Here is a 22,771-nt window from a genome sequence, read left to right on the forward strand (position 1 = left end):
TATTCATATTATAACAAAGTTCACTAGTCTAAACCTATAACCAAAATAGTTTTTTCACTTCTAATCAGATTAGTGAGTCTCCAAATGTTTAGATTTCAGAGCACCCCTCACAAGCCTCCTAAGAGGGGGGTATTGAATTCACTATTTCAGCGTGCTTAATTCACTATTTCAACACGTTGAAGTTTAAACTTCCATCTTCAAGACAGTATTCGTAAATAATAATGAGTAAAAGTCCAAAAGTTAATCTTTCCATTCTATCTTTATCCAATGTAGCATTATAGCACTTCCTCCGACAGAACCAGTATTCAGTACACCTGTCCCCCCAAAAACATTTGAGACTATATTTGCTTGTAGATCAACCTGCGGCTTTAAGCCTGAATGAGACAATTCTATTGAGTTGGCCGACGTCTCAACATGAACTTTCATCAAATTATTCACTACACTAAGCATAATGGTGCAGTTCGTACGAAAACAAGTAGATGATACCGAATCACTTATAGGGACAGCTATTCCTTTATCATATTTCATTAACACAAAATCTACCGCTTTATCAAACTTCGTTGTACGGATAATCCGCAAGGCATAACCTGAGAGAGTTTTTGAGTCAAATTTTATATAAATATCCATGTATTGTCCGGTAGCGCTACCGAAACCTTGTCCAGCTGTCTTACAAGGATCCACATTCAAAACGACAGACATATCATTGCATTCTCGTCGAGCAGGAGTATAAAGCAATCGGGCTCCCTTCGTTGCCTGCAATAATCCAGTGCCTTTTGCCCCATCCACACCTCTACCATACTTCCAAGCGTTTATAGCATTCGGTTCCCACTTATATTCTTGTGTATCAAGTGGCTTATAGGCATCGATTTTCCAGAAGCCTGGAAGTATATCTGGTTGATATGTTACTGGGAAATTTTGAAAATCAGTATAATAAGACTTCTCCAGCATCGCTTCTTCCAATATAGGAACGGAAGTTATAGCCTTTTCTTCCTTACCCGCATGGCAACGCAAATGTTTAGGCGAAACAGTTACCATTATATAATATCCCGCATCTGCTAGCGATAAATTATAAACACGTTGCGGTTTATTGAGGCGTGATACCGACACGGGCACTGCCCCAGTCCCCTTAGCATCTTTACATCGATACCAAGTTACAAGTGACTCATCTGCACGATCTCCAATCGAAAGCGTATAGTCTACATACAACAAACCTTTTTCCTTCATCACAATCTTGGGCAGAGTAATAAATTCAGGAGCCATCAAATAACGAGGGGATACAGTGAGCACACTAGCTGATTCCAATCCCGATAGCGTAGAAGCAACTACAACGACCTTCTTTGTTTCATCATTTTCATTTGTCCCGATCACCTCGCATGAAGTATCTTTCAGCTCGATTAGTTTAACGAACGAACGAGATTCTGGTGATAGGGACCATGAAATATCTTCATTTTTGTGCATCAAAGAGCTAAATCGCTTCACCTCAGCATTCAGTTTCACCCTCGACACTCCCGATTCTATTTCAAAATTCCGAGGAGAAATCCGTAGCATCGTAGGAATCTTAGACAAATCTCTATTGATCAATTTTGAAGCAGCTAGCACCGCATGCTTCACTCCCATAGGATCCCATTCATCATCTCCACGAAGGAGATTATATGTATTATAAACAACTTTTCCTTTATAGACTATTCGATAAGCATTTAGCAACTGCTTACCCTTCATATCCACAGTCAGCCAGGGTTTGTCAGCACTAATAAGAAGAGGCTTACCATTAAGTGACACATTATATTGATAGCTACGTAAATCATCTGTAGGGTCTTGCGTCCAAGCCACATGAAGTGGGTCGGAAGTAAAAAAGCGGCTATCTACTATTGCCACCGGACTACCCACCTTTGTCAGATACTGTTTTTGTTTCGTCTGCACATCAAAGTCACAATTCAGAAAAACAGCTCCCGTACCTTGGGTACTATAAAAAGGTTTCGAGCTAAGCAAGGTCAATCTACAATCCAAAAACACTCCCGTGCCGCACAATGCATCATCTGTACATTCAAAATAACATTGATGGAACAACACCCGTCTGCCACCCACTAACGGACAAGAGTTCAGCCGGCTAATAAATCGAGAGTTGCGTGCCACAATCTTATCACCCTCACAGATAGCCAATTGGGCCTGTACAATAGCCGCTGCACGCTTCTTACGATTCAACTTCGAGAGCAGTGGAAAGTTAAGGTCTACATTACAATAATTCCCCATCGTTAAATTCTCCACACACAAGCCATCACCAATAAAATGGAACATGGTAAAATTACCCACCGCACCTTGTGTCTGCCCGCGGTTACTTGCTAATACCACATTCTGTGGTTGATCAGTTAGTCCAAATATTTTCAACCAGTTACATGTTACTTCCACCCCATAAGGAGTATCTCCTGTCAGTGGTTTACGTACGCCCAAATCATCTGGATTATCAACCCAATACACATAAGGTGCCAAATAAAGTGTCATCTGCTTCTCTGGTGTTCCATCTTCTAGCGTCTTTATTGCCTCATTTATTGAGTTAAACACAAACGGGTAATTCAGCACTTCCGCATCCGAAAGTTGCCCATCTACAAAAAAGTTATTTTCATCTAGTTCTATTTTCTTTCCTTTGTAAATGAGATAGCTACCACCAAAGTAGATGGGGTTTTCTTTATCTAACGATTGATAGCCCTCCACTCCTTGTGCCGGCAAAAAAGAAGAAGTAGAAATAAGCAGTAAAATCAGAAACGTATTTTTCATGAGTTGAGTATAGATGCATTAACAAAACAAATATAGAAAAAATAGTCCGGACCATATCAATGAGTCCGAACTAAATATTTATTAGCCAATACTATTAGCCTAATCTTTAAGCGCTATGCTATAGAAGAGTTATTCCACGGCCGGTTTGGTTGTTACCTCAATAACATTTCCTCCCGATTGGTTCTTTTTCACGTTCACGGTAGTTATCTGACTATTCTTAAGGTTCAATTCCTTAAATTCTTTGGAGGTCATTTTTTTCCCATCTACATAATAAGTTGCAGAAGCCAGTTCTAAATGGGGAGCGCCAACATTACCCGAATTAAGATCAAGTACCTCTATTTTTTTTAGCTTAACCAAGATCACACCATCCTTTCCCTTATCGCCATATTTATCTGTAGCACTCTTCCCTTTAAGTACATCTATAGAAGCTATGTTTTGCGGGTTGATAGCTCCCGCAACGGCAGTAGAAACCTCTTCACCATCAACAAAGATTAATGGCTTCGACACTGCTGCAGGTGTTGATTTAAAACCGATTACCACCAGAGGTTCTACCTTCAGTGTATCATCTGTTCTAGAGGAGGTTGTTGATACATCGGACACAGCCTTTTTTACCTGCTGAAGCTTCAAGTCTATTTCTGGATGAGTATTTTTCACTGGTTTCGCTTCAACAATTGAAGTCAAATCACTAACTTTGACACCGGAAATTTCTTTCAGCTCATTAGAGATTTCAGGACGAGCAAAAGCAGTAATAGCAATAGCCGCTACCGGCAGAACATACAGGCATTTTAACCGTGCCCACGGATTGGATTTTTCTTTTAACATCATAGTGATACGTTTTTTAAGTTTACTGTGATTAAAGCTGTTGGCCATAGAGTAGAGCCTTGTGCCGACAGCTTTTTTAATTAATAATAATTGATATTTTTTTGCATCGATGCCTTGATTAATAACCGTTTCATCCGCTTCATACTCATGTATATTCTGTAACTCTTGTTTGATAAGCCATGCAGCAGGGTTGAACCATTGAATAAACACACAGACCTCAGCCACTAACAGGTCCAACGAATGACGGTTGTGGATATGAGCTAGTTCGTGAATTAAGATTTCCTGACTACTTTCCTCACCTAACTCTTTTTCAGATATAAAGATGTAATTCATCCAACTAAAAGGGGCAATTTCTTGCTCATGTACCAGCAAAGTAATCCCTTTCTCTTGTTTCACCCGTCTACTACTTTTCACCAAAGCGAACAAACGAATTAATGAATAGATATTGCGACACGCAAAGAACAAAACTCCCGCCAGATAAATCATTAAAACAACGTGAGCCCATGTTATATGTGTTCTTTGCGAGTAAGATACAACATTTACCTTGTCAGCCATCATAAGAATTTGTTGCAAAATCAACAATGTTTGTTGCACTTCATTTTCTGCCGCAACCGTTACAGCAATAAGAGGAAGCAATAACGACAGTATCAACATGAAAAGAAGAGAAACACGATTAAAGCGGTAAAAGGTTTCCTTACTCAACAATAATCGATAAAACAGATAAAACAATGCCATACAAATGGCCGACTTCAATATGTAGACAAAAAAAGTTCCCATAGCGTTGATTTTGATTTAAGGCGCTAACTCATTTCTTATGAGCCTTTTCTACTTCAGTGATGAGCTGTTTTAAATCATCAAGAGAAATGTCTTCCTCTTTCACCAATGAAGAAACCACACTTAAATAGGAATTTCCAAAATACTTACTTATCACATTTTTAAGTGTTCCTTTACGAAACTCTTCTTCGCTCACGGCGACATAATATTGATAGGTGTTGCCAAAAACATTGTGCAATAAGAAACCTTTTTCCTCCAACCCACGAACAATGGTAGAGAGTGTATTGAAATGAGGTTTAGGTTCGTCATAAAAAGCCAGCATATCTTTCACAAACAAAGGCCCTTTCTTCCAAAAAAAGCCCATGATTTCTTCTTCTTTACTTGTTAATCCTCTCATCCTATTTTTCTTGTTTTTGCAAATAACTATATTATTTAGTTCTACAACTAATATTCATAGTTAAATAGAACTAAAGGTTTTAGTTTGAATGCAAATAACTAATTATAAGCTATTAAGATGAGTATTTATCACCGAGATATAAGAAAGCATTATCTGCTCTCCGCTATTTATCAGTCGTTTCTATCTTTTGCTCTTCGCTAGTTTTTGTATTTTGGTTCTTTTTTAACCGACCATTTTTTTTAAGGGCCTCAGTAATAATCCATTGAAGTTGGCCATTAGTGCTACGAAATTCATCGGAAGCCCATTTTTCGAGAGCATCCATCGTAACCGCATCTACACGCAACACAAAATTCTTGGTTGAAGATTCTTTTTTAGCCATTCTATGCTTTTCTTTTACTTCTTATCATTCGTTCACTTTCCCCGTTTTTATCCAATTGGCAATATCCTCCACAACATACTTGGCAACAGGAATTGCCAAGGCATATTCAGAAGGAGTTGATTTACCATTTCCTTCCTGATAGAGATGATTCAATTTCGGATAAGATTTAAATGATACATTTTCATGATGGCTGAGCCCGGCATTCCATGCTTTAAAATCTTCCATAGTAACTTGATAATCTCGTTCACCTTGAAGAATCAGAATGGGAAGAGTGAGCTTAACAGCCGTTTTCACTTGTTTGTAGTCTTTCGCAAATTGCCAATAAGTAGTACTGAGATTAAAAGGTAGACCTACTTTAGTATCATAATTATCCGTGCCAAGTTTCTTTACATTAGCTACCTGAGATCTTATAAGCTCAATCTGCATTTTTGCCACTTCTGAAGAATCTGTCAACGAAGAGATAGAAGTGACCTGCTCTAGGATTAAATCTTCCAAGGGACGAGCATTACCTGAAAGGAGAACAATTCCTCTCAAGACCTTTGCTCGTTGAGCAATTCGTGGAGCAAGCATACCACCTAAACTATGTCCCACAACGTAGATCCGCTTTGCATCCAAAGAAGGATTCTTCTTCACCCATTCAATCGCAGCCAAAGCATCGTCTACTGTTTCATCATCGTAAGTCCCCTCCTTACCTGCGGGCATCCATTTAGTTCCATATACGTATGTTCGCTTATCATAGCGAACAACAGCAATACCTTGCTCGGATAGCCCCCACGCCAGATCACGAAAAGGCTTGTTCGGTCCGATGGTTTCATCCCGATCAAGAGGCCCGGATCCATGTACAAGAATGACCACAGGCGCTTTATCCATATTCTTAGGAAGGCTCAATGTACCCGGAAGCCTATAACTTCCAGATACAATTTCAATAGCTGATTCTTCTAAATAATCTTTGTTTGATGAAATAGGCGCTACAGTAGCTGGTGTAGCAGGTATGGGCATAAAACGAATGGTATTTGCCTTTCCATCGGGTTCAAAGGCTGTCAGAAACCTCAAAGCATAGCGTTCAAATTGCACATCACAGTAATAAAGAACCTGTCCGGCAGATGTATCCTTCTTCCATTCGCCCTTGGAGTGATACTTGCCAAACTGTTTTTCAAGCTGAGCAAAGACTTCAGTAAACATAGCAGGAGAAACTTTAGCACGCGCATCATCGCTAAGATGTATACAGACGCTATCTCCCTGCCCGGCTACAATAAAATCAAGTAATTTACGGGCACAAATCTCATTCTCTTGAGCACAGGTTTTCAGAGCTCCCCACAAAAGCATTGCAATCAGAATTGCGAGCTTAATAAACTGAAATCTCATCATAATCATTCAAAAATAAAGTTATTCTTATTAGCATGAACAAGGTCCATATCCTCCTAGCATTAGCCTATTTCTTTAATGATTTAATGTACCCGTATTTATAACCGGCTGTGCTGCCTCATCGGCACAAAGTACAACAAGCAGATTACTAACCATGGCTGCTTTCTTCTCCTCGTCCAGCTCCACTACTTGTTCTTCTGAAAGCTTATTAAGAGCCATTTTCACCATCGAAACAGCTCCTTCTACTATTTTCTCACGCGCAGCAATTATAGCCGAAGCTTGCTGGCGACGAAGCATTACAGCGGCAATTTCAGGTGCATAAGCCAGATAATTCAGTCTTGCTTCTACAACCTCCATACCCGCCATAGCCAAACGTTCATTTAGCTTTTGCTCCAACTGATCATTAATTTCATCACCGCCTGAGCGTAAGGTCAGATCCTCTGCATCGCCATCATTACCATCGTATGCATACTGTCCAGCCACTTGCCTAAGTGCAGCATCACTTTGTATCTTTACAAAATTCTCGAAAGCATTCATTCTATTTGCTACCGAATTAGCTGCATTGGCTTGAGTCCCATTCTTACCTGTATCATTGCTCATAGCCATAGTCTGCGAATCAATCTCAAACATAGCTTTATATGTATCCTTCAATTTCCAAACCAAAACCAGACCAATCAAAACAGGATTACCAATCTTATCATTCACCTTTATAGGTTCTACATCCAGATTACGAGCACGCAAAGAGAGTTTCTTTTTATTCAAAAAAGGATTTACCCAAAAAAATCCGGTTTCTTTAAAAGTTCCTTGATACTTCCCAAAGAAAACCATTGCCCTAGCTTCATTAGGTTCAAGGGAGATAAAACCACATATCAGAAAAATAAAAAGGACAATACCCGCAATACCAAATGCAATGGAGATCTCTCCAAACAAATCGAACATAAAGAACGATACTACACTCAAAATAAGCAGTAAAATAGAAATGAATAGCATTGAAAATCCATTCATTTTCAAACCATTAAAAGATGTTTCTTTCGCTTCCATAGATTATAATTTATTAATATCATTATGATATCACAAATATATAAAGTAATTCCATCAATTAGCAATAGCAACGCCCATAATTAACATTATTTAAACGCAATAATCCCGACAACTGCTTATAAGTAAACAGTTATCGGGATTAAGTAAAAGGACGATAAATCTATTTTTCGATTATTGCAACGCTTGTACTATATCCTCCAGTAAATCATCCAGACTTTCCAGACCAACGGAGAGACGAATCGTTTTATCACTCACATCCATACTTTTACGTTGTTCGGCAGTGAACGAGCCATAAATAGTACTGGCAGGATGAATAGCCAGAGATTTGTTATCGAACAAATTGGTTGCCCGACGAATCAATCGAAGCTTATTCATGAAGCGAAAGCAAGCCTCACGAGATACCAGATCAAAAGTAAGCATGGCACCCGGAATAGGACCAAACTGTTCGGTGCTCAGTACGTAATAAGGACTACTCTCCAGACCGGTATAATTCACTGACTCCACCCCGGAAAGTTTCTCCAAACTCTTCGCTAGTTCGAGGCATGTACTAGCCTGACGTTCAAAACGAACCGCCACAGTCTCCAACCCCAATGTTTGCATATAGGCTACTTGTGGAGTCATATAAGCGCCAAGGTTACGATGAATTTCCTTACGCAGTTTGGTGGTAAAAGTAGTTGCGCCAAATTCACGACTCATTGCAGCAAGTTTCTCCGAACGACTCCAGTCGAAAGTACCATAATCAACAATCAATCCACCAATACTCGTTGCTCCGCCCGAAAGATATTTTGTGCTTGACACTATCTCAATATCCACACCACAATCTTTGGCAGAAAACACATGAAAAGGAATCACCGTAGTATCAGCCACCAATGGAACACCTTTCTCACGGGCAACAGCCGCAAGTGCTCTCAAATCGGCCACTTCAAGTTGAGGATTGGTAATAACTTCCAAAAAAATGGCACAAGTACGTTCGTCTACCTGTGCCCTTACCTCTTCAATATTAGTCAGGTCACAACAACGAGCTTCAACACCAAAAGCAGCAAGAGTATTTTTCAGGAAAGAATACGTATTCCCAAAAAGATGGGCAGACGTCACCACATTAGCGCCAGACTGAGCTATTGCAATGAAAGTATTACTAATGGCTGCCATTCCTGAATTGAGAGCAGTTACGCTCATAGCTCCTGTCACTGCCTGTATCTTTCTTTCGAAATATTGCACGGTAGGATTAGTGATACGCGAATAAGCATGATCGGCAGTGCGTCCGCAAAAAGCCGCTTCCATAGCCTCTGCCGTATCAAATTCATAAGCTGCCGTATTATATACAGGCATAGAGAGAGAACCATACGCATCTTCTTTGTCAAAAGGAGTATGCAGCACTTGCGTCTCAAAACTTTTTTCCTTCATTTCTTCTTTATTTTATATCCTAATAATTGTGGCATGCAGATTGCAATTGATCGAGAGCTTGTTTCAACACACTCCGTGGACAGGCGGCATTCAGTCTCATGAAGCCTGCTCCTTCTTTTCCAAACATCGTACCATCGTTGAGTGCCAAACGAGCACCATCCACAAAAAGGTTCACCAGATCTTTTTGAGCTAATTTCAATTCACGACAATCGAGAAAAATGAGATAAGAAGCCTGCGGACGGATAACTTTAATGGCTGGTATATTTTTCCGGAAATACTCATCTGTGAAATCAATATTTCCCTGAATATAAGTTTTCACCTGGTCGAGCCATTCCGTACCATTACTATATGCCGCCGCCACGCTGATGAAAGAGAAGAGATGTCCTTCACCCAGTTCACTGCCATTAACATAAGAACTAAATTTTCTTCGCATCTTTTCATTTTCTATGATGCAGTACGAGCTAGAGATCCCGGGCATATTGAACGCTTTACTAGGTGACATGAAAATGATAGAGTTTACTCTCGCCTCCTCAGACACAGTAGCAAAAGGACAATGTATATAAGGGGATAAGGTAAGATCCGCATGAATCTCATCAGAGATCACAATAGTATTATTGTCGTAACAAATACGTGCCACTTCAATCAGTTCTTCTTTTGTCCACACCCTTCCACCCGGGTTATGAGGATTGCAAAGAATAAACAGTTTGCATCCTTTAACATCTTCTTTGAAACGTTCCATATCCATACGGAATTGACCGTTTTCGAGTACAAGCGAATTGTATATTACTTCTCGGTTATTATGCTGAGTGACCAAGAAAAAAGGATGATATACCGGCGGCTGCACCATTACCTTATCCCCTACTTCGGTGAGACTTTGAATAGCCATAGCCAACCCCGGAACGATCCCGGGTGTATGGGTTAGCATCTCGCGCGATATTTTCCAATTAAAACGCTTATCTACCCAATCAATAATAGAAGAATACCAACTTTCAGGTTTCATGGTGTATCCCAAAACCTCATTATCGAGTCTGTCTCTCAATGCCTTTATAATGAAAGGCGGTGTACGAAAGTCCATATCAGCCACCCAAAGTGGAATCAGATCTTTTCTGCCCCAACGTGGTTGAAGCGCTTCATACTTCAGAGCGTCTGTGTTGCAACGGTCTACTACTTCATCAAAGTTATATATCATTTCCTTTTTCTTTTTTACGTTATAGTTGCAAAGGTACGATTCGTACGATTTATATAAAAAGTAAATCCCACTTTTTAAGCTAAAAAAAAGGAAAAATACCATATCTATGCTAGTAAGTTCGTATTTTTGCATGAAACAAAAAATTATAATTATGATAAAAGCCCTGTTTTTCGATATTGACGGGACACTTGTAAGCTTCAACACTCATACAATTCCGCAATCCAGCATTAACGCATTAACAGAATTAAGAAGTAAAGGACTCAAGATATTCATCTCTACGGGACGCCCCAGAGTGGCAATCAACAATTTGGGTAATCTGTTTTTCGATGGATACATCACCATGAATGGTAGTTATTGTTATGGAGAAAATAACGAGGTTATTTACAGAAGTCCCATTCCACAACAAGATGTAGAAACTATCTTTCGCATACTCTCAGCAGAGAAGGATTGTCCTTGTGTGGTCGTTCGCGAAAACCAAATGTTTATTTGCAATCCTAATGCACAGATTGACGAATTCATACGACTACTGAAATTCCCTCAGGTTCCGGTAATCAGCATTGAAGAAGCCACTAAAGAAGAGGTCTTTCAGTTATCTCCTTTTTTCTCACTGGAGCAAGAACAGAAATATCTGCCTCTTTTGGCTCATTGTGAATCGAGCCGCTGGTATCCTACTTTTACGGACATCGTGTGTAAAGGCAACAGCAAACAGTTGGGAATGGATAAAATAATAGAACGTTTCGGAATCAAACTAGAAGAAACCATGTCGTTTGGAGATGGAGGAAACGATATCAGCATGCTGCGCCATGCCGGCATAGGAGTAGCGATGGGCAATGCCACACAGCAAGTGAAAGAATCGGCCGACTACGTCACGGATTCAGTAGACGAAGACGGAATTTGGAATGCATTGAAACACTTCGGTATTATTTAAGGAATATGGCAGAAAAGACGACGATAGATACTGATAATCCGGAGTTTCAGGATGCTCTCAACCTGATACAATACACCCGCCAATCCGTCTTTTTGACAGGGAAGGCGGGAACAGGAAAATCTACGTTCCTGAAACACATCTGCCAAAACACCAAAAAAAAGCATGTAGTGTTGGCTCCTACAGGCATTGCAGCTATTAATGCAGGAGGAAGCACCATGCACAGCTTTTTCAAGTTGCCTTTCTACCCCCTTTTAGCAGACGATCCAAACATGAGTTTGCAGCGGGGACGAATACACGATTTCTTTAAGTATGCCAAGCCGCATCGCAAGTTACTGGAGCAGATAGAGTTGGTTATCATCGATGAGATCTCGATGGTAAGAGCGGATATTATTGATGCCATTGATCGTATCTTACGAGTGTATTCACACAATTTGCGCGAGCCTTTCGGTGGCAAACAAATTCTGCTGGTGGGCGATGTCTTTCAATTGGAACCGGTAGTGAAAAGCGACGAACGGGAGATTATCAACAGATTCTATCCCACTCCTTATTTTTTCTCGGCCAAAGTTTTCTCGGAAATAGACCTCGTATCCATTGAACTGAAAAAAGTGTACCGCCAAACAGATAAGGTATTTGTAAACGTGCTCGACCATATACGCACCAACACAGCCGGAGCAGCCGACTTGCAACTGCTCAACACACGCTATGGAACGAGCATACAGCATTCTGAAGAAGATATGTACATCACTTTGGCCACGCGAAGAGACAACGTAGACTTTATCAACGATAAAAAGCTAACCGAACTACCGGGCGACCCGATTGTATTTCATGGTGAAATAACCGGAGAATTTCCCGAAAGTAGTTTGCCCACGCAGAAAGATTTGATACTAAAGCCTGGCGCACAGATCATCTTTATAAAGAATGATTATGAACGACGTTGGGTAAACGGAACCATCGGAACCGTGAGTGGCATAGATGAAGAAGGAACTATTTATGTTATAACTGATGATGGCAAAGAATGCGACGTGAAGAAAGATTCGTGGAGGAATATTCGATATAAATACAACGAACAAAAAAGGCAGATAGAAGAAGAAGAACTAGGTGTATTTGTGCAATATCCCATCCGCTTGGCTTGGGCCATCACCATACACAAAAGTCAGGGACTTACTTTTAGCCGTGTAGTCATAGACTTCACCGGAGGTGTTTTTGCCGGCGGACAAGCATACGTAGCGCTTAGTAGATGTACTTCACTCGAAGGGATTCAACTCAAGAAACAAATCAGCAGAGCCGACATTTTTGTTCGCCCCGAGATAGTGAGCTTCTCCGAACGTTTCAATAACCGTATTGCCATTGAGAAGGCCTTGAAGAAGGCTCAAGCCGATGTAGAGTACGTCGAAGCAACCAAAGCTTTTGATGCCGGAAATTTTGAAGAGTTTCTGGAACAATTCTTTAAAGCTATACATTCTCGCTACGACATAGAGAAACCCGTGGTACGACGATTTATTCGTAAAAAACTAGGGATCATTAATCAACTGAAGTGTGAAAACAAGGCATTGAAAAAACAAATGGTTATTCAAAAGCAAAGTTTACAGAAGTATGCCCGCGAATATTACCAAATGGGAAATGAGTGCATCACGCAAGCGCATGACGTACGTGCTGCCATGGCCAATTACGACAAGGCTTTGGAGCTATACCCCGACTATGTAGATGTATGGGTGCGAAAAGGTATCACCCTAAGCAACGAACTGCAATACGGCGAAGCCGAAGAATGCTTTAACAAGGCCGTGAAACTTTCACCCATAGAATTTAAGGGATTCTACAACAGAGGAAAACTACGGTTGAAAACAGAAAATGTAGAAGGTGCCTTGGCCGACCTCGACAAAGCCACCACACTAAAGCCTGAACACGCTGCTGCCCATGAATTATTTGGAGATGCCCTGCTCAAAGTTGGTAAAGAAGATTTGGCAAGCATACAATGGAGAATAGCCGAGGAATTAAAAAAGAAAAAGAAGAAATAAGTTCTGGCAATTCTTCCATTTTGGGCTCTATAACGAACCGTGTGGGTAGCCCGTTCTTAACTGACTTGCAATAAAGCGGATCATATTGGCGAAACTCTCAACATTCGCCCTCCGGCTCTTCCGTAAACTCTAATGGACACATGACTTCTATGACGGGTTTCTCCGGTCTATCTTATTCCTCGCGGGACACTTCCACCTCCACTTTGAATACATTCCTTTTCTCCTCCCATGAAAAAACGTGTTTTACTCTCACATCTATCACACAAATCGCTGTAACGGCTTGCTGTAAGCCGATGCAGCGTGTGATAGTAAAATATATCTACCACGTTTTTGGCTGTTTTACTCTCACTTTCGGGTGTTTACTATCACACTTTTGGCTTTATCTTGCTTGATTTGCCCTTTAGGCATAGGCGCTTAGAGCACACTAATAAATGTAAAATCGCCACCATCGTAGCATGGATGCGAGAAGTAGGGCACTATACACGTGGATGAGTTTTATGTTGGTGGAGAAGAGGAAGGCGTGATCGGTCATAGCATACCATGCGTTCGGCTTGCTATGTGTCAAAAAGATTAATGTTTTCGTTTCTAGTGATGAAACGAAAGTTTTCGTACGTTGAAACAAAAGGTTTAGCACGTTGAAACGATTGGTTTTCAGGTGTGAAAACAAAAGTTTTATAGCACATAAAACTAATGAAACTACACTTCCCTGGAAAGACAACACGTGTGGAGCGAAGAGCTTCTACCGTTTCACAAACTTACAGCTCGTTTCGTTTACCGATAATAGTACCGTGCTGAAGAATACTATAGCGTGCTCTTTATCAGAGAAAGAGAGATACTCTCCGCAGAAGAAAACAAAAGCACCGTCAGAAAATGAAGCAATCAATAGCCGTTTGAGCAATAAAAGAAGAGAACTAAGGAAAAGTGTGAGAGTAAAATCCGAAAAGTGAGAGTAAAACGTGTTTTTTCATGGGAGGTGAACACACCTTACTTATAAAGGCTCTCTCATTTTTCATCCCAACGTATGTAGTTATCTCAGAAAAAATAAGTACATTTGTAATATAATACACTTTATTATGGAACAGAAAATTAAGAAAACGAACATAAAGAAGGGGCTAAAAATAGCTGCCATCGCATTGGGAGCAATCTTGCTGCTGATGCTATTACTACCTTTCGCTTTCCGCGGGAAGATTGAAAAAATGGTCAAAACAGAGGGAAACAAAATGCTGAATGCACAGTTCGATTTTGAGAGCCTGAATATTAGCTTATTTAAGAACTTCCCTAAAGCTTCTATCACCCTCAATGATTTCTACCTCAAGGGGATCGACGAATTTAAAAACGATACTTTGGTTAAAGCCGGTGAAGTAACGGCAGTTATTAATCTGTTCTCACTATTGGGTAATAGTGGATATGATGTATCTAAAATATCCATTGAGAATACTCAAATACACGCTATCGTATTGCCCGATGGCAAGGTGAACTGGGACATAATGAAAGCCGACAGCACTACGCAAACAACAACTGCGGAAACAGAGTCTCCCTTCAAGATGCAACTAAAAAAATTCACGGCCAGCAATGTAAGCATCATCTATGATGATCGCCAGGCAGGTATGTATGCAGAAATAAATAAATTAGACGCTTCTTGCTCAGGAGATCTGGGTAGCGACCGCACGACGCTGAATGTAGAAGCTGAAACAAAGGAGATGACCTTCAAAATGGGTACCATTCCTTTCCTTAGCAAAGCAAACATCTACACCAAGATGGATATAGATGCCGACTTGGTAAATAGCAAGTATACATTCAAAGAGAGCGAATTTCGCTTAAACGCGATCAAAGCCGGTATTGACGGATGGGTAGCCATGAAGGATCCTGCCATTGATATGGATCTAAAACTCAACACAAGTGAAGTAGGCTTTAAAGAGATATTATCACTCATTCCCGCCATCTATGCCAAAGAGTTCGAGAGCGTAAAAACAGATGGAAAAGCAACACTGTCCGCTTATGCTAAAGGTACGTACCAAGGAGATACTTTACCGCAATTTGACGCCACACTGGATGTAAAGAATGCTATGTTCCGCTACCCGTCGCTACCGGCTGGAGTAGACCAAATCAACATTCATGCTAACGTAAAGAATCCGGGAGGAAGTGCTGATCTAACAGAAATAACGGTTAGCCCATTCAGCTTCCGATTGGCCGGAAATCCATTCAGTATAACAGCTAGTGTGAAAACGCCTGTCAGCGATCCCGATTTCAAAGCTAAAGCGAAAGGAACACTCAACTTAGGCATGATAAAACAAGTCTATCCGTTGGAGAACATGGAACTAAACGGAACCGTAACAGCCAATATGCAAATGGCCGGACGTCTCTCTTATGCTGAAAAAGAACAATATGATAAATTCAATGCCGCAGGAACTATCGGACTTGCAAACATGAAGTTGAAGATGAAGGACATGCCTGATGTAGAGATCAAAAAGTCACTTCTCACCTTTACACCCAAATACTTGCAACTAAGTGAAACGACTGTAAACATTGGTAAGAATGACATTACAGCCGATAGCCGCTTTGAAAACTATATGGGCTATGCCTTGAAGGATAAAACTCTGAAAGGTACGCTCAACATACACTCTAATCATTTCAATCTGAACGATTTCATGACTTCAGATAGTACTGCAACTGCTACCACATCTACGACAGAGAGCGGAGTCCTCGAAATTCCTAAAAATATTGACTTTCAGATGGATGCCAACATGAAAGAGGTCCTTTTTGACAAAATGATCTTTAACAACATGATTGGGAAAATGATTATAAAAGATGGAAAGATAGATATGAAAAATCTATCAATGAACACCATGGGTGGCACCGTAGTAATGAATGGCTATTACTCTTCACAAGATGTGAAAAAGCCCAAAATGAATGGCATTTTCCGAATGAACAACATCAACTTCGCAAAAGCCTACAAAGAGCTTGATATGGTGCAAAAAATGGCTCCGGTCTTCGAGAACCTAAAGGGAACATTCTCAGGCAACATGAGCATTCTTACCGATCTGGATGAGACCATGAGCCCCGTACTGAACACCATGCAAGGAGAGGGCACTCTGTCAACAAAAGACTTAAACTTAAGTGACGTCAAGACAATCGATCTGATTGCGAGCGCATTAAAAAAACCTTCGTTAAAAGGAGTAAAAGTGAAAGACTTAACAATCGATTTTACGATTAAAGATGGACGTGTAGCTACCAAACCATTCGATATCAAGATGGGTGAATATAACATGAATCTCTCGGGTACCACCGGATTAGACCAAACCATTGACTATTCGGGCAAGGTAAAAATACCCGCTTCTGCAGGAAAACTGACTCAACTGTCAACCGTCGATTTGAAGATTCGTGGAACATTTACTTCTCCAAAAGTATCACTTGACACCAAGAGCATGGCTGCTCAACTTACTGAATCAGCAAAAAGCGAAGCCGTCAAAGCAATCGGGAAGAAGCTGGGACTGGATTCGGCTACAACAGCCAATACAGATTCGCTGAAGAAAAAAGTAACCGAGAAAGCCACTGAAAAAGTGTTGGATTTCCTCAAGAAAAAGATTAAATAATGCTTTTGAAACTTTATGAAAAGAACAATAGCCTCCTAGACTTACAGCAAGTTGTAGACATACTCAACGATGGAGGTCTCATCATCTATCCTACGGACACGATGTACGCCATCGGTTGCCATGGATTGAAAGAGCGTGCTATTGAACGCATTTGCAGAATCAAAGAGATTGACCCTCGAAAGAACAATCTCTCCATCATTTGCTACGATTTGAGCAGCATCAGCGAGTATGCCAAACTAGATAACAATACCTTTAAGCTGATGAAACGCAATCTTCCGGGGGCGTTTACTTTCATATTGAGCACAGGTAGTAAACTACCTAAAATATTTAAGAATCGTAAGGAAGTGGGTATCCGTATGCCAGAGAATCACATTACTAGCGAAATAGCCCGTTTACTAGATGCCCCCATAATGACCACAACCCTACCATATGATAAAGGTGATGACATAGAATATCTAACTACACCTGAACTGATAGATGAGAAATTTGGCAGCATGGTCGACTTGGTTATAGATGGTGGTATTGGTGGCATAGAACCTTCTACCATTGTAAACTGCGTGGATGGTGAAGCCAAGATTACCCGTCAAGGCAAAGGAGAGCTAAAAGATTTTTAGCAAATATATCTCCTGAGAAACAAAGATCAAGCCAGAAATTGTATCGATTAAACTTGATGAAAGAAATAATGCAAGTATAAAAAAGAAGCCCCACTTTTAGGAAATAAAATTTCTAAAAGTGGGGCTTCTTATGATATTAAGAAAACCTTATCTCAGCAATGAAGCTGGATCAATATTATCAGCCTCAATATCTTTAAAATAACGATATGTACCAACTTTCAGTTCAAAAGTGGCAACATCATCACAAACGATGATACCTTTTTGATGCATCTGCAAAGCACTGATAGTCCACATCTGAGATATGGCTCCTTCAACAGCATGATAAAGTGCACGAGCTTTGTTGTGCCCATTCACGATAATCAAGACTTCTTTAGCTGATAGTACAGTACCCACGCCCACAGTAAGAGATGTCTTCGGCACCTTATCCACGTCGTTATCAAAGAAACGGGAGTTAGCAATTATAGTATCCGTAGTCAACGTCTTCACACGTGTACGAGATGATAATGAAGAACCCGGTTCATTGAACGCAATGTGTCCATCAGGACCAATGCCACCAAGAAATAAATCAATGCCGCCATAAGAAGCAATTTTCTCTTCATAATCAGCACATTCAGCCTCTAAATCTGCAGCATTACCATTCAGTATATTCACATTACCAGTTAATATATCTACATGGCTGAAAAAATTGTTCCACATAAACGAATAATAACTTTCGGGATGCGATTGAGGCAAACCTACATATTCGTCCATATTGAATGTCACTACATGCTTGAACGACACTAAGCCTTTTTTATTAAGGTCGATTAATTCTTTATACATGCCTAGCGGAGATGAACCCGTAGGTAGTCCAAGCACGAAAGGAGTTTCGGCCGTGGGCTGAGCTTTACGGATACAAGCGGCAACATAGTTGGCTGCCCACTTAGAAATAGCCTGATAATCGGGCTGAATAATAAGTCTCATGTTCGATTGTTTTTAGTATGTTAATAAATTGGGGGATTTTATTAGTAACTTGTTATCGATCCTGCTTTAAACGTTCAGCCATGGCTAAGCCAAGAGCTTCGCATTCATCGTAAGTTTGATCACTCATTGAGATCTTCATATCAACTGGTATACCCACTAGTTCGAACTTGCTCTTCTCTGCAAATGTATGCATGTGACGCAAAGCAGCACTCGACCAGCAGAAAGAACCAAAGTAGCCCAAGTAACGATTCTTCATATCACGGGTTAATATCTTCGAAAGCAACGAATCAATTTCCGGATAGAGCTCATTGCAATAAGTGGCACTACCAATAATAAGACCTTTATATTTGAATATATCGGCTATGATATAAGAAGGGTGACGTTTGTTCACATTGTGAAGCACAATATTCTTTATTCCTTGTACAGACAGCTCTAACGCAATAGCCTCAGCCATCTGTTCTGTATTGCCATACATCGTGCCATAAACAATCACTACACCTTCTTCACCTTCATATCGGCTCATTCTGTCGTAAATATCGATAACCCGATCTTTCTGTTCAATCCATACAGGCCCATGAGTCGAGCAAATTGTAGTTATGGATAGAGGAGCCAACTTTTCAAGTGCTTTCTGCACAGCCGAACCATATTTCCCTACAATATTGGAGTAATAACGTATCATCTCTTGCCAAAAGATATCAGTATTCAGGCGAGTATCCATAAAACCTCCGTCTAGTGTTCCAAAAGCACCAAAACCGTCGCCAGAAAAAATAATGCCTTCAGTTTCATCAAACGTCATCATTGTTTCCGGCCAATGTACCATGGGAGTTAAATAGAAAGTAAGTTTATGATACCCCAAATCCAGAGAATCACCGTTTGCAATGAGATATTGTTCTCCAGTGATCCCATAAAAGCCCTCTACCATGCCAAAGGTCTGCTTATTTCCTACAATAATAATATTGGGATAATGCTGTTTAATTAAACTAAGAGAGCCCGAATGATCCGGCTCCATATGGTTTATAATAAGATAATCAATAGGACGATCGCCTATAACGGATCTTATCTTATGAAGAAACACTTCAAAATAGCAAATATCAACCGTATCAACCAAAGCGACCTTTTCATCATCTATCAGGTAAGAGTTATACGACACCCCATAAGGCAAAGGCCATAAGCCTTCAAAAAGGTGTTTAGTACGATCATTCACTCCTACATAATGAACTTTTCCTTTGATTTTTGTCTTCTGTTCCATATTTCTCATTTTATAAAGCAAAAATAGTCCTTTTTTTGTTAACCTGCATACAACTTGCCTTGATAAGCACCTTTTTCTCTCATTCTTTTTTGTAAGCGAGCAGTAAATTCATAGTTTTTCAATCCCCAATCAGGAGCTATCAATAGTTCCTTTGGAGATTGAGAAATAAATCGTTCGAGGACAATATCCGAACGAAGATGCTGTATATAATCTATGACCAAATCAATATATTCATCCACCTCAAACAAATGAAAATCTTCTGGATGCTTAACATGTTCATACGCCATGCGTGTACCACGTACCAGTTGTAGTTGGTGCATCTTCAATGTATCGAGTGGCAATCGGGAGATAGCGGCAGCCTGATCTACAATATTTTCAGACGTCTCCCCCGGTAATCCAAGTATAACATGCCCTCCCGTAAGTATTCCGCAAGCAGCAGTGCGTTCCACAGCATCTATTGTTTCGGCAAAAGTATGGCCACGATTAATGCGTTTCAAGGTTTCATCATTGGTACTTTCTATGCCGTACTCAACTAGCAAGAAATGGCGTCTGTTAAGATTTTCAAGGTAGCGCAACAACTCATCGGGCATGCAGTCAGGCCGGGTTCCGATGATCAAACCGACCACACCTTCTACGCCCAACGCTTCTTCATATTTACGCTTCAACCCCGCAAGCTCGGAATATGTATTGGTGTATGCCTGAAAATAAGCAAGATACTTCATTTCCGGGTATTTATACGAAAAAAAACGCTTTCCTTCTTCCAATTGCATGGTTATTGACTTATCCGTTTTGCAATAATCCGGATTAAACGTTTGGTTGTTGCAATAAGTACACCCCCCATTGCCTTTACTACCATCACGATTAGGGCAAGTAAAGCCGGCATTCAGCGAAATTTTTTGCACCTTATCAGTAAAATAGCGTTTCAGAAATACGGGAAATTCACTATATAGAGGAACTGGATTCATTATTCTAACTAATTAAGCGGCAAATTTACGAATTTAGTTATTACATTTTCCTATTTTTGCAAGATAAAGCGTAAACCAAAATTATAAAATGATGAAAAAATTAAGTATAATTCTTCTATTCTGCCTCTTTGGCATGACAACTTTTGCACAAGGAAAGAAAGCACTCGATTTAAAAGAAATCACATCTGGTAAGTTTCGTCCGGAAGGCATACAAGGTGTAATCCCCATGGCAGATGGTGAACATTATACGCAAATGAACGCTGATGGCACGCAGATAGTTAAATACTCCTTTAAAACAGGCCAACAAGTAGAAATTTTGTTTGATGTAACAAAAGCCAGAGAGTGCACATTTAAAAAATTCGACGGGTATACCTTCTCACCCGATGAAAGTAAGCTCTTGATTCGTACCGAAACTCAACCGATCTATCGTCACTCGTACACGGCTGTGCATTATTTGTACACTATTAAAAGAAATCTGGTGGAAAAACTTTCAGACGGTGGAGCTCAGCAAGCTCCTGTTTTTTCACCCGATGGAAACATGGTCGCTTTTGTGAGAGATAACAATATCTTCTTAGTGAAGATCCTCTATGGAAACAGCGAATCTAAAGTTACGGAAGACGGGAAATCCAATGAAGTGCTGAATGGAATACCCGACTGGGTGTATGAAGAAGAGTTCAGTTTCTCGCGAGCATTGGAATTCAGTCCAGACAACACGATGTTAGCCTTCATCCGCTTTGATGAAAGCAAAGTCCCGTCATATTCTTTCCCCCTCTTTGCAGGACAAGCACCTCATTACAGTGAGTTGGAAAACTATCCGGGAGCCTATACTTATAAATACCCAAAAACCGGAGAAGCAAATTCTAAAGTATCTGTCCACACATTCGATATTAAATCGAAAGTGACCCGAAAAATGAAATTATCACTGGACGCGGATGGCTATATCCCTCGCATACGCTTTACCAAAAACACCAACAAGTTAGCCATTATGACACTGAATCGCCACCAAAACCGCTTCGATATGTACTTTGCAGATCCTCGCTCTACTATTTGCAAACTGATATTGCGCGATGAAAGTCCCTATTACATCAACGAAAACATTTTCGACAATATCGTGTTTTATAGTGAGCACTTTAGCTTTATCAGTGAAAAAGATGGTTATGCCCATCTTTATTGGTACAGTATGGGCGGAAATCTCGTAAAACAAGTAACTAAAGGTAACTACGAAGTAAAACAATTTATCGGGTGGGATTCCATCTCTAATACTTTCTATTATGAGAGCAACGAAGAAAGTCCCTTGCAACAAGCCGTGTACAAAATAGATAAAAAAGGAACAAAAACAAAATTATCAGAGAAGCCTGGTACCAATACTGCTATATTCAGTTCATCTATGCGCTACTTTATGAACACCTACTCCAACTTACAAACGCCAACAATCATTACACTAAATGATAACAATGGAAAGGTGATCAAAAAACTGGTAACTAACGATAAACTAAAAGCAATATTGGCTGAATACAATCTTCCGCAGAAAGAATTTTTCCGTTTCAAGACATCACAAGGAACAGAGCTCAACGGTTGGATGATAAAACCTATCGGTTTCTCTGCCTCGACAAAATATCCCGTACTAATGTATCAATACAGTGGCCCGGGTAGTCAGGAAGTAGTAGACAAATGGGGGATTGGAGGTGACCACGGTGGAATCGGTTGGGATGCTTATATGGCTAGCAAAGGTTATCTAGTAGTTTGTGTAGACGGACGCGGAACAGGCGGACGGGGAGCTGAATTTGCTAAATGCACCTATCTGAATCTGGGAGTAAAAGAAGCGCAAGATCAAGTTGAGGCTGCTAAATATATGGCTACTCAGCCTTATGTAAACAAAACACGTATAGGTATTTGGGGATGGAGCTTCGGAGGATATATGACCATAATGAGTATGAGTGAAGGTAGCCCCGTATTTAAAGCCGGTGCAGCAGTAGCAGCAGTAACCGACTGGAAATATTACGATACTATCTATGGAGAGCGCTTTATGCGTACTCCCCAAGAAAACGCAGAAGGCTACAAAGCCGGATCGGCATTTACACGTGCAGCCAATTTAAATGGTCGATTATTACTCGTCCATGGTATGGCTGATGACAATGTGCATTTCCAAAACTGCGCAGAATATAGCGAATGTCTGGTGCAAGCTGATAAACAGTTTGACATGCAAATATATACTAACCGTAATCACGGAATCCATGGTGGCAATACACGCTTCCATCTATTTACAAGGTTAACGGAATTTTTCCTTACTAATTTATAATAATT

At 40.3% G+C, this 22,771-nt stretch carries 15 protein-coding genes and 1 pseudogene; 5 read left to right on the forward strand and 11 right to left on the reverse strand.

Annotated features, from left to right (window positions below; translation table 11 throughout):
* Positions 1-240: 240 nt before the first annotated feature.
* The 8 genes and pseudogenes from BQ5338_RS11660 to BQ5338_RS11695 form a co-directional block, all read right to left on the reverse strand.
* Entirely contained in the window at positions 241-2,772 is a 2,532-nt protein-coding gene (locus tag BQ5338_RS11660; RefSeq protein WP_071147031.1) for a hypothetical protein, read from the reverse strand.
* 471 nt (positions 2,773-3,243) lie between these two features.
* A pseudogene (locus BQ5338_RS11665) lies at positions 3,244-4,371 on the reverse strand (M56 family metallopeptidase); the annotation flags it as partial.
* A 28-nt stretch (positions 4,372-4,399) separates the two neighbouring features.
* Positions 4,400-4,765 carry a BlaI/MecI/CopY family transcriptional regulator gene (locus tag BQ5338_RS11670; protein ID WP_071147033.1) on the reverse strand — a complete coding sequence of 122 codons (366 nt, stop codon included), beginning with the start codon at positions 4,763-4,765 and terminating at the stop codon, positions 4,400-4,402.
* Positions 4,766-4,928: 163 nt separating this feature from the next.
* A complete protein-coding gene (locus BQ5338_RS11675) occupies positions 4,929-5,144 on the reverse strand; it encodes a type II toxin-antitoxin system antitoxin (RefSeq protein ID WP_071147034.1) in 216 nt (71 codons plus the stop codon).
* A 24-nt stretch (positions 5,145-5,168) separates the two neighbouring features.
* On the reverse strand, positions 5,169-6,512 hold the full coding sequence (locus tag BQ5338_RS11680) for an alpha/beta hydrolase (protein WP_071147837.1): 1,344 nt from the start codon (positions 6,510-6,512) through the stop codon (positions 5,169-5,171).
* Between the two features lie 72 nt (positions 6,513-6,584).
* A complete protein-coding gene (locus BQ5338_RS11685) occupies positions 6,585-7,550 on the reverse strand; it encodes an SPFH domain-containing protein (protein WP_071147035.1) in 966 nt (321 codons plus the stop codon).
* 171 nt (positions 7,551-7,721) lie between these two features.
* Positions 7,722-8,954 (reverse strand): PLP-dependent transferase, encoded by a 1,233-nt coding sequence (locus BQ5338_RS11690; RefSeq protein ID WP_071147036.1) that lies wholly within the window; start codon positions 8,952-8,954, stop codon positions 7,722-7,724.
* Positions 8,955-8,973: 19 nt separating this feature from the next.
* Positions 8,974-10,143, reverse strand: a complete 1,170-nt coding sequence (locus tag BQ5338_RS11695) for a MalY/PatB family protein (protein ID WP_071147838.1) — start codon at positions 10,141-10,143, stop codon at positions 8,974-8,976.
* Positions 10,144-10,294: 151 nt separating this feature from the next.
* Here BQ5338_RS11695 and BQ5338_RS11700 point away from each other — a divergent pair, with 151 nt between their 5' ends.
* From BQ5338_RS11700 to BQ5338_RS11715, 4 genes are all read left to right on the forward strand, one after another.
* Positions 10,295-11,071, forward strand: coding sequence for a Cof-type HAD-IIB family hydrolase (locus BQ5338_RS11700; RefSeq protein WP_071147839.1), 777 nt, complete (start codon positions 10,295-10,297; stop codon positions 11,069-11,071).
* A gap of 5 nt (positions 11,072-11,076) precedes the next feature.
* Positions 11,077-13,086, forward strand: coding sequence for an AAA family ATPase (locus BQ5338_RS11705; RefSeq protein WP_071147037.1), 2,010 nt, complete (start codon positions 11,077-11,079; stop codon positions 13,084-13,086).
* Positions 13,087-14,186: 1,100 nt separating this feature from the next.
* A complete protein-coding gene (locus BQ5338_RS11710) occupies positions 14,187-16,679 on the forward strand; it encodes an AsmA family protein (RefSeq protein WP_071147840.1) in 2,493 nt (830 codons plus the stop codon).
* Positions 16,679-17,293: an L-threonylcarbamoyladenylate synthase gene (locus tag BQ5338_RS11715; RefSeq protein ID WP_071147038.1), complete on the forward strand. Its 615-nt coding sequence runs from the start codon at positions 16,679-16,681 to the stop codon at positions 17,291-17,293. The genes BQ5338_RS11710 and BQ5338_RS11715 overlap by 1 nt, the downstream gene beginning before the upstream one ends.
* Positions 17,294-17,440: 147 nt before the next feature.
* Here BQ5338_RS11715 and nagB read toward each other — a convergent pair whose 3' ends face one another.
* From nagB to BQ5338_RS11730, 3 genes are read right to left on the reverse strand one after another with little or no spacing between them, the layout of a single operon-like run.
* On the reverse strand, positions 17,441-18,253 hold the full coding sequence (gene nagB, locus BQ5338_RS11720; protein WP_071147039.1) for a glucosamine-6-phosphate deaminase: 813 nt from the start codon (positions 18,251-18,253) through the stop codon (positions 17,441-17,443).
* 52 nt (positions 18,254-18,305) lie between these two features.
* Positions 18,306-19,502 carry an FprA family A-type flavoprotein gene (locus BQ5338_RS11725; protein ID WP_071147040.1) on the reverse strand — a complete coding sequence of 399 codons (1,197 nt, stop codon included), beginning with the start codon at positions 19,500-19,502 and terminating at the stop codon, positions 18,306-18,308.
* 38 nt (positions 19,503-19,540) lie between these two features.
* The gene (locus tag BQ5338_RS11730; RefSeq protein ID WP_071147041.1) at positions 19,541-20,467 is read right to left on the reverse strand and encodes a tRNA modification radical SAM protein MnmL/YtqA; all 927 of its coding nucleotides are present in this window, start codon (positions 20,465-20,467) and stop codon (positions 19,541-19,543) included.
* A 91-nt stretch (positions 20,468-20,558) separates the two neighbouring features.
* Between BQ5338_RS11730 and BQ5338_RS11735 the strand changes: the two genes are divergently transcribed.
* Positions 20,559-22,766 (forward strand): S9 family peptidase, encoded by a 2,208-nt coding sequence (locus BQ5338_RS11735; RefSeq protein ID WP_071147841.1) that lies wholly within the window; start codon positions 20,559-20,561, stop codon positions 22,764-22,766.
* Positions 22,767-22,771 lie beyond the last annotated feature (5 nt).

The sequence above is a fragment of the Bacteroides ihuae genome, from assembly GCF_900104585.1.
GTDB classification, from domain to species: Bacteria; Bacteroidota; Bacteroidia; order Bacteroidales; family Bacteroidaceae; genus Bacteroides; species Bacteroides ihuae.